Raw genomic sequence first — 12146 nt, 5'->3', positions numbered from 1 at the left:
TAAAACATATAATGAAAAAATACATTTTCTCTGCGCTTATCTTAACTACAATAATGAGCTGCAGTAGCACGAAAAGTCAAAAAGGTACAAAAGGTTTTACCAAGCTATTTGATGGTAAAACCACTTCCGGATGGCACACATATGGAAAAACAACCGCCGGCAGTAAATGGAAAATAGAAAACGGTACACTTCATTTTGATCCTAAAGGAGAAAATGAAGGTGGGGGTGATTTAGTAACGGATAAGGAATACAGTAACTTTCACTTAAAACTGGAATGGAAGGTAGCTCCGAAATCTAATAGCGGTATTATTTTCTATGTACATGAAGACCCTAAAAAATATGGTGCTACTTACAGTACAGGTTTAGAAATGCAGGTTTTAGATAACGACGGTCACCCGGACGGAAAAATAACCAAGCATAGAGCGGGAGATTTGTATGATCTTGTTAAAAGTAGCTCTGAACCGGTAAAACCTGTTGGAGAATGGAATACAGCTGAAGTAATCAGTAACAACGGAGCCCTTGAATTAAAGCTTAATGGCGTTAAAGTAGTAACTACTACGCTTTGGGATGAAAATTGGAAAAATCTGGTATCAAAAAGTAAATTTGGTGGATGGGACGGTTTTGGAACCTTCAAATCAGGAAAAATAGCACTTCAGGATCATGGTGATGCTGTTTGGTACCGTAACATTGTGATTAAAGAACTGTAATTTATACTTTTAAAGATTAACAAAAACCCAATATGAATACGACTAATCGTGTCAAACTTTCAATCATGATGTTCCTGGAATTTTTTATCTGGGGATCATGGTTTGTTACCTTAGGTACTTTTCTGGACAAGAATCTTTCTGCTTCCGGTTCAGAAACTGCCGCTGTTTTTTCTACCCAATCATGGGGAGCTATTGTAGCTCCTTTTATTATTGGCTTAATTGCTGATAGGTTTTTTAATGCTGAAAAAATCCTTGGTGTTTTACACCTACTTGGAGCTGCATTGATGTATCAAATGTATACTGCTACAGATATCTCTGTTTTTTATCCTTACGTATTAGGCTACATGATTCTTTATATGCCAACACTTGCTTTGGTAAATTCAGTTTCATTTAATCAAATGAAAGATCCTGAAAAAGAGTTTGCTAATATTAGAATCTTTGGAACTATAGGCTGGATCGCTGCCGGATTAATTATTAGTTATTTGTTTGTTTGGGATTCACCTGAAGCTTTATCTGCAGGTTTATTGAAAAACACATTCCTTATGGCTGGTATTGCTTCATTAGCTTTAGGCTTATTTAGTTTCACGCTACCTAAAACTCCACCAAAAGTGGCTGCAGGTGAAAAGGTAAAAATCAGTGACATCTTAGGTCTTGACGCATTGAAACTGTTAAAGGACAAAAACTTTGCTATATTTTTCGTTTCTGCTATCCTTATTTGTATCCCTCTGGCATTCTATTATCAAAATGCGCACCCTTTCTTATCTAATATCGGTGTTGAAGGACCAACAGGTAAAATGGCTATAGGCCAGATTTCAGAAGCGTTGTTTTTACTACTAATTCCTTTCTTCTTTAAGAAATACGGATTTAAGAAAACTATCCTTGTGGGTATGCTTGCATGGTCTGTTAGGTATTTGTTATTTGCCTACGGAAATGCAGGAGAGCTTAGCTTTATGATCTTAATTGGTATTGCTTTACACGGTATTTGCTATGATTTCTTCTTTGTATCAGGACAGATCTACACCAACTCAAAAGCTGGTGAAAGATATAAAAGTGCTGCTCAGGGATTAATTACCTTAGCTACATATGGTGTGGGTATGCTTATCGGATTTGAAGTTGCAGGTTGGATTACAGATACCTACAAAGGTGCTAATGGTGCTGCCGACTGGAAAATGGTATGGCTAATCCCATCAGGTATTGCATTGGTAGTTTTCTTATTGTTTGCTTTAACCTTCAATGACAAAAAGAAAATTGAAGAGGAAGCAATTGCCCATTAATCTATTTGAACCAAATCAAAACTTAGATAATTAAAACAATGGAACCAGAATTAAGCAGGAGATCTGCACTGAAGAATATTGTTGCCGGAACCGCCGCTTTAGGTGTTTCGGCAGCTCTGCCGGCCTTTGCGCTTGAGCCATATCAGTCAACTATGTTAAAAGGAAATGTGAACCACTCTGTTTGTCGTTGGTGCTTCGGCAATATCGACCTTGATACTTTATGTATTGAAGCCAAAAAAATCGGAATTAAAGCCATAGACATTGTTGGGCCAAAAGATTGGCCTACGCTAAAAAAACATGGTTTATATTCTGCTATGTGCAACGGTGCAGAAATCAGTATAGATGATGGATGGAATGATCCTAAATTTCATGAAACACTGATTAAGAACTACTCTGAAATGATTCCAAGAGTTGCTGAAGCAGGATACTCGCAATTAATCTGCTTTAGTGGAGCTCGCAGAGGAAAAGATAATGAGACCGGTTGGAAAAACTGTGTAGATGGTTTAAAACAAATACTTCCCATTGCTGAAAAGCATAATGTGATCGTTGTTATGGAACTATTGAACAGTAAAGTTGACCATAAAGATTATCAATGTGACAATACTCCTTGGGGTGTTGAACTTTGCAAAAGACTAGGTTCTGAAAACTTTAAATTACTTTACGATATTTACCACATGCAAATTGATGAGGGAAATGTAATCAGTACTATACAAAATAACCATCAGTACATTTCTCATTACCATACCGCCGGTGTACCGGGAAGACATGAGATTGATGATACTCAGGAATTATTTTATCCTGCGGTCATTAAAGCTATTGTTGCAACTGGTTTTAAAGGATACCTGGCTCAGGAATTTATCCCGAAAAACAAAGACGGTATAAAATCGTTAAGAGAAGCAGTAAATATTTGTGACGTATAATTCAAAAACTATGAATTCTAGAAGAAATTTTATTAAACAGGCAGGTATTGCTGTAGCAGGTGCTGCATTATTACCTTCTTTTGCTTGCAGTGGTGCTCCTGCCGGACCTGCTCATCCAATAGGTTTACAACTTTACACGCTAAGAGATCTATTACCTAAAGACGTAAAAGGTGTAATAGAGAAAGTGGCAAAAGCAGGATACAAGGAAGTTGAAACTTATGGTTATACTGCTGAAGCAGGATATTGGGGTTTGGATGCCAAATCATTTAAAGCCTTGCTTGATGCTAATGGATTAAAAGCTCCTAGTGGTCACTTCGGATTAGATGGCTTTATTAAAAGTGGAAACCTTGATGAAGTTAAGCCTCTGATTGAAGGTGCGGTTGCACTGAACATGGAGTACCTTACCTGCCCTTATCTTGATGCATCTTTAAGACCTGATGCTGATGGTTACAAAAGAGTTGCGGCAAGATTAAACGAAGCAGCAGAGTTATGTGCAAAATCTGGCTTACAGTTAGGTTACCATAATCATAACTTTGAATTTGATAAGCTTGGCGATACTACAGGTTACGAAATATTGCTTCAGGAAACTGACAAGAAAAATGTTCAGTTCGAAATGGATTTATACTGGGTTGTAAGATCTGGAAATGATCCACTTGCTTTATTTGCAAAACACCCTGGCCGTTTCGTAATGTGGCATGTAAAAGATATGGACAAAGCTGATAACACCATCAATACAGAAGTAGGAAGTGGAAAAATCGACTTTAAGAGCATCTATAAACACGCCAAGCAATCAGGACTTAAACACTTAATTGTTGAGCAGGAGAATTTCTCAAAGGATCCTTTTGTAAGCATTAAGCAAAGCTTTGATTACGTAAATCGCGAACTGGTTTAAGAAGATATATCTTAACAACAAAAGGGAAGTGGTTTACAAAAATCACTTCCCTTTTTTGTTTATAAGTACCCTGCTTTGCAGAAACATTTACTTAATGCTGAAATATTTCACATCTTTGGGAACTTATTAAACATAAAACCTTTATAATTAATTAAAAACAAGTAAAAAACAATTAGAAAAAAATGAAAATTGCAGTAGTTGGAGCCACCGGTTTGGTAGGCACCGTAATGTTAAAAGTATTAGAAGAGCGTAACTTCCCATTAACTGAATTGATCCCTGTAGCATCTGAAAAGAGTGTTGGTAAGGAAATCTCGTTCAAGGGTAAGAAGTATGCTGTTGTAAATATGGAGACTGCAATTGCAATGAGACCAGATATCGCATTGTTTTCTGCAGGTGGCGGTACTTCAACAACATATGCACCTCTTTTTGCAGAGGCAGGCACAACGGTGATCGACAATTCATCAGCCTGGCGTATGGATCCTTCAAAAAAATTGATCGTTCCTGAAGTTAATGCAAGTGAATTATCTATTGATGATAAGATCATTGCAAACCCGAACTGTTCAACCATACAAATGGTAGTGGCTTTAAAACCACTTCATGATAAATATAGAATCAAACGTGTTGTAGTTTCTACTTACCAGTCTGTTACAGGTACGGGAGTAAAAGCTGTTGAGCAGATGATGAATGAGCGTAATGGTATTACTGATGGCCCTATGGCTTATGCATACCCTATCGATTTAAATGTTATCCCTCAAATTGATGTGTTCACTGAAAACGGATACACTAAAGAGGAAATGAAAATGATTCTTGAAACACGCAAGATCATGGGCGATGACAGCATTAAAGTTACTGCTACTACAGTACGTATTCCTGTTATGGGTGGTCACTCAGAATCAGTTAACATCGAGTTTGAAAACGACTTCGATCTTGCTGATGTAAGAGATTTACTAACCAAAACAGAAGGAATAATTGTTGTTGATGATCCGGCAAACCTTAAATATCCTATGCCTAAAGATGCTCATGAGAAAGATGAAGTATTTGTAGGAAGAATCAGACGTGATGAGTCGTTACCAAATACATTAAACATGTGGATCGTAGCTGATAATTTACGTAAAGGTGCTGCAACAAACGCAGTACAGATTGCGGAATATTTAGTTAAAAGTGAGCTGATATAAGTTAAAAGCAAACTGATATAAGTTTTAACAAATCTAGTGTCACACTAGATCAATAACGCGGTCGTCATCCTGACGCAGGTCAGGATCTCAGAAAAGCAGGACTCATCTTTCTGTTCCGAGGTCCTGAAATAAATTCAGGATAGCGACCGTTTTATGTGAATACCGATTGCCATATTATGTTCAAAAACCCACTATTATTCCTTCTGTTCTTTCTGAACACGGTTATCGTTCTAGCCCAAACACCTGCGCAAAAACTAGAGCAGGCTTTTAACAACTTACTTGCAGATCCACAAGCTACGTATGCACTAACATCCTTGTGTGTACTTGATGCTAAAACCGGGCAAACTATATTTGGCAGAAATGAAAATATAGGTGTTGCAACGGCCTCGACTTTAAAAACCATTACATCAGCTACCGCATTCGGATTATTGGGCAAAGACTTTCAATACCAGACAACATTGGCTTATAGCGGTACAATTGGTTCGGATGGAACATTAAAAGGAAACCTCATCATTATTGGCGGTGGAGACCCTACCCTTGGCTCCTGGAGATATGAAAGCAGTAAGGAAAATGTAATCTTAAATCAATGGGTAAATGCGATTAAAGCGGCTGGGATTAAAAAAATTGAAGGAAAAGTTATAGGTGATGACAGTTTATGGGGTAGCCAAACAACTCCTGATGGCTGGATATGGCAAGATATTGGCAATTATTATGGTGCAGGAGCATCTGCACTTAGTTGGAGAGAAAATCAATTTGACATTCACCTAAGGGCAAATAGAGCCGAAAACAACGTAAGTATCTTAAAAACGGTACCTGAGATGCCTTATGTTAAGTTTGTAAACGAACTTAAAGCAGGTGCGGAAGGCACAGGTGATAAAGTTTATTCTTATTTACCACCGCTAGGCAATATCGCTTACTTAAGAGGAAGCTGGGCAATAGGCATTTCAAAATCAGGAGTTTCTGCCGCACTCCCTGATCCTGCTTTTGACGCAGCATTTAGATTGCAAGACACTTTAAATCGTATTGGGATAGCTGCTTCCGAAACAGCTACAACAGCACGACAATTAACAATCGAGCAAAAGCCAATGCCGACTGTAACACAAAAACTAGCTACTATCAGTTCCCCTACCCTTGGCGAAATTGTGTACTGGTTCAATAAAAAAAGTGTGAACCTATATGGTGAGCATCTGTTAAAAACCATTGCCTGGAAATCGGGAAAAGAAGCAACTACACAAAACGGAGCTGCAACTGTAATTAATTACTGGTCGGCAAAGGGGATAGATAGTCGTGCTTTAAACATTATGGATGGTAGTGGACTATCACCCGCTACCAGAGTAACCGCCGCAGCTATGGCAAATGTTCTTTTTCAGAGCCAAAAAGAAAGCTGGTTCCCCATATTTTACGAGTCTCTTCCAGAAAACAATGGTATGAGACTTAAAAGTGGGAGCATTAGTGATGTTTCTGCCTATGCAGGTTATTATACCGACAAGAATGGGAATAAGTACATCATTGTTATAAATATAAACAACTATTCCGGCTCGGGAATCAGCAAAAAATTATTCAGGGTACTCGATGCCCTTAAGTAAAATTGTAAATTGCGGCAATTATGAAAAACACCTTTTACCTGTTCTGTCTAAGTCTCTTAAGTATTCCTGCATTTGGTCAGTACGCGCCTAACACTGAAGCAACTACAGAAACTATTGCTATCGTAAACAATGCACCTGATATTGCAATTATCCCAGAACCAGTATCAGTTATAAAAAGCGATGGGCATTTTGTACTTCCATCAAATGTGGTAATACAAGCACCAGCTATACCGGAAGTTAAACAGGTGGTTAATTTTTTACAGGAGAGGCTTTCTATCCCTACCGGAAGTTATGTAGCTGAGGTTAGCGCTCCCACAACAACTTCTACAATTAATCTGATTTTAAATGAGAAACAGAACTCCGCATTAGGAGCAGAAGGTTATCAGTTGTCAGTAACTCCAAACCACATCACCATAAAAGCAAACAAACCTGCTGGATTATTTTACGGAGTTCAAAGCCTTGTTCAGTTATTCCCTAAGGAGATTGAGAGCAAAGAAGCTGTTGAAAATATAATATGGAAAGCACCTTGTGTAGAAATAATAGATTACCCTCGAGTTGGATGGAGAGGTTTAATGTTTGATGTTGCACGTCACTTTTTCACTAAAGCAGAAGTGAAACAATACATCGATGCAATGGTGCGCTATAAATACAACATTTTGCATTTACACCTTACTGATGACGAAGGCTGGAGAATAGAAATAAAAGGTTTCCCAAAATTAACTGAGGTGGGTGCATGGAATGTGAAAAAGGTAGGCGACTTTGGAACTTTCTTCCCTCCGGCTGCTGATGACCCAAGAAATTACGGTGGTTTTTACACACAGGATGATATAAGAGAACTGGTACAATATGCTAAAGAGAGGTTCGTAAATATTTTACCCGAAATAGATGTTCCCGGTCATAGTTTAGCTGCAATAGCTTCTTATCCGGAACTATCATGTACGCCTGGCGCTGAGAACTATCGTGTACGTTCGGGCGAGAGAATTATGGACTGGTCAAGAGGGGCCCCTCCTATTGCTTTAGTTGACAATACACTTTGTCCTGCCAACGAAAAAGTATACAGTTTCCTGGATACTGTAATAACTCAGGTAGCGCAATTGTTCCCTTTTGAATACATCCACATGGGCGGTGATGAAGCCCCTTTTAATTTTTGGGAGAAGAACGACAGCATTAAAGCCTTAATGAAAAAAGAGGGATTAAAAAGTATGCACGAGGTTCAGGGCTATTTTGAAAAACGCATTCAGAAGATTGTGGAATCAAAAGGAAAGAAGTTTATGGGCTGGGATGAGATTCTTGATGGAGATATGCCACAAAACACTGCAGTGATGAGCTGGAGAGGCATGAAATACGGAATTGAAGCAGCTAAAAGAAAACACGAAGTAGTGATGAGTCCTACTACATACGCTTACCTCGATTACATGCAAGCTGATGTTATTACAGAACCAAAAGTCTATGCATCGTTGAGGCTTAGTAAATCATATGAATTTGATCCTATACCCGCCGGTGTTGACAAAAAATACATCAAAGGTGGGCAAGCTAACCTATGGACGGAGCAGGTATATAACATCCGTCAGGCAGAATATATGACTTGGCCAAGAGGACTGGCAATAGCAGAATCTGTATGGTCGCCAATAGAAAAGAAAAACTGGAACAATTTCTTTAATCGTGTTGAGCAGCATTTTAAAAGGCTTGACGTTGCTGAAACTAAATATGCCCCTAGTGTGTATGATCCTATATTTAGCGTAAGCAGATCGGCTGATAAACAGCTAATGATCGAATTAAGCACCGAGGTACAAGGACTAGATATTTATTACAGCTTTGATAACTCATTCCCTGATCGTTTTTACCCTAAGTACACTGAAAAGATGACCCCTCCAAAAGATGCGACTACAATGAGAGTGATTACTTACAAAGGGAAACAGCCAGTTGGCAGAATGCTTTCTATGCCAATTGATGAATTAAGCAAACGATCTAGAAAATAAGAAATTGAGGTACTTTGTCCATATTGGCTACAACGGATTACATTATAACGGCTGGCAAAAACAACCGGGTGTACTAAACGTACAGGGTGTACTTGAAAAAGCACTTACTCAGATCCTAAAAACTGAAGTGTTCATTAATGGATGTGGAAGGACAGATGCGCATGTACATGCGAGTCAATTCTTTTTCCATATGGATGTAGAGCAAGAATGGGATTTCGATCTGATGTTCAGATTAAACAAACTCCTACCTGCCAATATTGCCATATTCGACATCATTGCAATGGATGGTAAGCAACATGCCAGATTTGATGCGGTACAAAGATCGTACGACTACTTTATCCACACTTATAAAGACCCATTTTTAAATGGGCTTAGTTCTTTTTATCTGCTCCAAGATTTGCATTTTGATAAAATGAAACAGGCAATCGATGTACTTCCAAAGCACAAAGATTACAGAGCCTTTTGCACCAGCCCCGATAAATACGAGCACACCATCTGCAATGTAATGTCGGCAAATCTTGCTGTAGACCCCAGTGGAGATAAGTTGCGCTTCCAGATCTCTTCAAATCGCTTCCTGAGCAAAATGATCAGGATTATCATGGGGCAAGTTTTAAAAGTAGGCAAAGGACTTTTAAGCGTAGATGAATTTGAAAGTCATCTGATTACTAAACAAACTCCGGAATTAATTACCCCCGCACACCCACAAGGATTATACCTGTCAAAAGTTACTTATCCATATCTGAATTTACCAAGAAGAACCTCTTTTTCATCGATACTGCAGAACCAAGCTGACCTTTCCTGGAAAACATTATAATATATTGATTGTTAATATCTTGCTATTGATTATTTAATCAATTTTAATTAGCTTTAATAGACCATAAAAATAGGAGGCATTATCATGACTGTTATTCAAAAAATCGAGCACTGGGGCGATGTACATCATGCCAAATGGCTGGACATTATCCGTATTGCATTAGGTATTCTCATTTTCAGCAAAGGCATTGCAATTGTCAGCAATACGGAAGCGCTTCAAAATCTGTTATTACAAAATAATGTATTTGGGTTTTCCGGACTGATGGCTAGCCTGGCAGTGCATATCATTGGATTCGTACATTTGGTTGGAGGCCTCCTAATTGCGATTGGACTTGTCACTAGGTTTGCATCTGTAATACAAATTCCAATATTGCTATGCGCTGTTTTCTTTGTAAACCTATCGCATGGTTTTTCTGCTCTGAACTCCGAATTATGGCTATCAATTATCGTATTGCTATTATTGGTTCTGTTTTGGGTGGTTGGATCTGGTCCTTATTCGGTAGATCACTCCATGAAAAAGAGACAAGATATCAATAGATAAATAGGCTTATATAATAGCGATTCTATGATTCTTAGTATCTTTCGGCATATTTTATATGCATGAAAAGACTACTGCTTGCCGGATTGCTATTATATACTTCGCACAGTTTTGCGCAAGATCCTACATCAACATATTTTGACCTTACCCGTAATGGGTTTAATGAAAAAAATGCCATTGAAACTACAGCCTTTGTAGAACAGCGGTGGCGTTTGCCCGGAAACAAGGGATTTAATGAAACTATCTATTACGTAGAAGGTCTGTTAAAAAAAGCTGGATTTGTACAGGAGCAAAATAATGAGTCGGAAGCATTATTAACCTACCGTATTGAAAAACGTCCCATGAAACAAAATACGTGGGACCCAATCAATGCAATAGTTAGCATAGAAGGAGAACCAGAACCACTACTTGAGTTCAAAACAAACCGTAACATGATCACGATAAACTCTGCCTCTACCCCCAAAGAGGGTATTACGGCAGCGGTGCTTTATCTGAATTCTACAGACCTCAGTTCAATTGACGACAAAGACCTTAAAGGAAAGATCGTATTTTCCGAAATTGGAACAGGTAGACTATTCAATGTGGTTATAAATGCGGGAGCCTTGGGAGTTTTAGGCTACTCAATGCCTACATATACACAACCAGAAAAGTATCAGACCTCCATTCAATTTTCAGGAATTAATAATCCAGAGAATAAGGGCTGGGCTATTAACCTATCATACAAAGCTAAAGAACGCTTAAAGAGTGCTTTGGCAAAAGGACCTGTTAAACTGAATGTTAAAGTTGAAACAAACACCTATCCCTCAGATGAATTAACCATAATTGCCAATGTAAAAGGCAGTACCAACCCTAACGAACGTTTTGTATACAGTGCCCATGTTCAGGAGCCTGGAGCAAATGACAACGCATCAGGTGTAGGGACACTGGCTGAGATGGCAAGACTTACTGCTGATTTAGTAAAATCTGGAAAGCTGACACCTCAAAGAACATTAACCTTTTTATGGGGTGATGAAATTGTATCAACCCAACGTTACATTAAAGAAGACAGTGAAAGAGCAAAAGGAATTATGTGGGGAATGAGTCTCGATATGGTAGGTGAAAACACAGAAAAAACAGGCGGATCTTTCCTCATAGAAAAGATGCCCGATCCTTCAGCAATATGGACTCGAGGTGAAGACAAGCATACCGAATGGGGAGCTGGCGATGTAAAGGAAGATGATCTTTTCCCTCACTATTACAATGACCTTGTTATGAAAATTTGCAGCGACCAGGGCAAACACGCAAACTGGACGGTTAACTACAACCCATTTGAAGGGGGCAGCGATCATACACCCTTTATTAGAAGCAACATCCCCGGCTTACTAATGTGGCATTTTACCGATGTGTTTTACCATACTGACAATGACCGATTAGACAAAGTATCTGCCACAACGATGAAGAATGTAGGGATAAGCGCTTTAACTACAGCTTATACACTTGTGACTGCTGATGAAAGCACCGCATTATTTGTAATTAATGAGGTAAAAACCGCAGCTTTAAAGCGATTAAAAACAGAATTCGACCTAAGTACACAAGCCATTGCTAATGGAAAATCTACTAAACAAGATGAAAAACATATCCTATCAACCTGGGGAAAATACTATACTGATGCACTAGCCACCATCCCTTCTATCCCCATAAAAACAGAAACAACAAGGATAGGTTCAGCAATTAAATTTGCTGTACTGGAAGTAGAAAAGCAAACCAACCAGTATTTAGAAGGTTTGAGATAGCTGAGCTAATGCTCTATCGGGGGTCAGGTTAATTCCATCCACGATTAAAGCAGCGCGTTTATAGAAACTTTCTCTTTCAGTTAGTTTCGATTCTATAAATTTGATCAGCTGCTCTTCACTCATATCTCTCAACAAAGGACGTTTTTCTTTACCTTTCTCCAATCTCTTGGCTAAGGCAATCGGCGGCATTTCTATATAAAAAGTAATTCCATTATTGTTCATCCATTCCATATTATCAAAATAACATGGAGCCCCGCCGCCAGTTGCAACAATACAGTTTGAAGGATAGTTATGTTCTTTAAGTACTTTACTTTCCAGAGCTCTAAATGCATCCTCTCCATTGGCAGCAAAATATTCTCCGATGCTAGAAGCTATCTGATCTTCAAACACCTGGTCAAGATCTATAAAATCATACCCCAACTTTGCAGCCAGTTTTTTACCCAAAGTGCTTTTACCGCAACCCATAAATCCAATCAGAAATATCTTCATT

General features: G+C 38.6%; 11 protein-coding genes. 10 read left to right on the top strand and 1 reads right to left on the bottom strand.

Annotation, left to right across the window (positions count from 1 at the left end; translation table 11 throughout):
- The first annotated feature begins 11 nt into the window (after window positions 1-11).
- From HQN83_RS22840 to HQN83_RS22795, 10 genes are all read left to right on the top strand, one after another.
- On the top strand, window positions 12-707 hold the full coding sequence (locus tag HQN83_RS22840) for a 3-keto-disaccharide hydrolase (protein ID WP_173093696.1): 696 nt from the start codon (window positions 12-14) through the stop codon (window positions 705-707).
- Window positions 708-739: 32 nt separating this feature from the next.
- On the top strand, window positions 740-1981 hold the full coding sequence (locus tag HQN83_RS22835) for a nucleoside permease (protein ID WP_173093695.1): 1242 nt from the start codon (window positions 740-742) through the stop codon (window positions 1979-1981).
- A gap of 38 nt (window positions 1982-2019) precedes the next feature.
- On the top strand, window positions 2020-2901 hold the full coding sequence (locus HQN83_RS22830) for a hydroxypyruvate isomerase family protein (RefSeq protein WP_173093694.1): 882 nt from the start codon (window positions 2020-2022) through the stop codon (window positions 2899-2901).
- Window positions 2902-2911: 10 nt separating this feature from the next.
- Window positions 2912-3793 (top strand): sugar phosphate isomerase/epimerase family protein, encoded by an 882-nt coding sequence (locus HQN83_RS22825; RefSeq protein WP_173093693.1) that lies wholly within the window; start codon window positions 2912-2914, stop codon window positions 3791-3793.
- 182 nt (window positions 3794-3975) lie between these two features.
- Window positions 3976-4968, top strand: coding sequence for an aspartate-semialdehyde dehydrogenase (locus tag HQN83_RS22820; protein WP_173093692.1), 993 nt, complete (start codon window positions 3976-3978; stop codon window positions 4966-4968).
- 176 nt (window positions 4969-5144) lie between these two features.
- Window positions 5145-6554: a D-alanyl-D-alanine carboxypeptidase/D-alanyl-D-alanine endopeptidase gene (gene dacB / locus HQN83_RS22815; RefSeq protein ID WP_173093691.1), complete on the top strand. Its 1410-nt coding sequence runs from the start codon at window positions 5145-5147 to the stop codon at window positions 6552-6554.
- 20 nt (window positions 6555-6574) lie between these two features.
- Window positions 6575-8533 (top strand): beta-N-acetylhexosaminidase, encoded by a 1959-nt coding sequence (locus tag HQN83_RS22810; RefSeq protein ID WP_173093690.1) that lies wholly within the window; start codon window positions 6575-6577, stop codon window positions 8531-8533.
- A gap of 4 nt (window positions 8534-8537) precedes the next feature.
- On the top strand, window positions 8538-9347 hold the full coding sequence (gene truA, locus HQN83_RS22805) for a tRNA pseudouridine(38-40) synthase TruA (protein WP_173093687.1): 810 nt from the start codon (window positions 8538-8540) through the stop codon (window positions 9345-9347).
- Window positions 9348-9431: 84 nt separating this feature from the next.
- Complete coding sequence (locus HQN83_RS22800) at window positions 9432-9887, top strand: DoxX family protein (protein ID WP_173093685.1); 456 nt, start codon at window positions 9432-9434, stop codon at window positions 9885-9887.
- A gap of 59 nt (window positions 9888-9946) precedes the next feature.
- A complete protein-coding gene (locus HQN83_RS22795) occupies window positions 9947-11656 on the top strand; it encodes a M28 family peptidase (protein ID WP_173093683.1) in 1710 nt (569 codons plus the stop codon).
- On the opposite strand, the gene HQN83_RS22790 is transcribed toward HQN83_RS22795, so the two are convergent.
- Window positions 11639-12145 (bottom strand): shikimate kinase, encoded by a 507-nt coding sequence (locus tag HQN83_RS22790; RefSeq protein ID WP_173093681.1) that lies wholly within the window; start codon window positions 12143-12145, stop codon window positions 11639-11641. The genes HQN83_RS22795 and HQN83_RS22790 overlap by 18 nt on opposite strands.
- Window position 12146: the final 1 nt, after the last annotated feature.

It is taken from the genome of Pedobacter foliorum (assembly GCF_013266735.1).
GTDB lineage: Bacteria > Bacteroidota > Bacteroidia > Sphingobacteriales > Sphingobacteriaceae > Pedobacter > Pedobacter foliorum.
Note: the sequence above shows the minus strand (reverse complement) of the source record. Positions and strands in the feature narration are given on the sequence as shown.

Coding starts and splice junctions, on each gene's coding strand:
- HQN83_RS22840 (WP_173093696.1), top strand. CDS start 12: ATGAAAAAATACATTTTCTCTGCGCTTATCTTAACTACAATAATGAGC.
- HQN83_RS22820 (WP_173093692.1), top strand. CDS start 3,976: ATGAAAATTGCAGTAGTTGGAGCCACCGGTTTGGTAGGCACCGTAATG.
- HQN83_RS22810 (WP_173093690.1), top strand. CDS start 6,575: ATGAAAAACACCTTTTACCTGTTCTGTCTAAGTCTCTTAAGTATTCCT.
- HQN83_RS22830 (WP_173093694.1), top strand. CDS start 2,020: ATGGAACCAGAATTAAGCAGGAGATCTGCACTGAAGAATATTGTTGCC.
- HQN83_RS22795 (WP_173093683.1), top strand. CDS start 9,947: ATGAAAAGACTACTGCTTGCCGGATTGCTATTATATACTTCGCACAGT.
- HQN83_RS22825 (WP_173093693.1), top strand. CDS start 2,912: ATGAATTCTAGAAGAAATTTTATTAAACAGGCAGGTATTGCTGTAGCA.
- dacB (WP_173093691.1), top strand. CDS start 5,145: ATGTTCAAAAACCCACTATTATTCCTTCTGTTCTTTCTGAACACGGTT.
- HQN83_RS22800 (WP_173093685.1), top strand. CDS start 9,432: ATGACTGTTATTCAAAAAATCGAGCACTGGGGCGATGTACATCATGCC.
- HQN83_RS22790 (WP_173093681.1), bottom strand. CDS start 12,145: ATGAAGATATTTCTGATTGGATTTATGGGTTGCGGTAAAAGCACTTTG.
- HQN83_RS22835 (WP_173093695.1), top strand. CDS start 740: ATGAATACGACTAATCGTGTCAAACTTTCAATCATGATGTTCCTGGAA.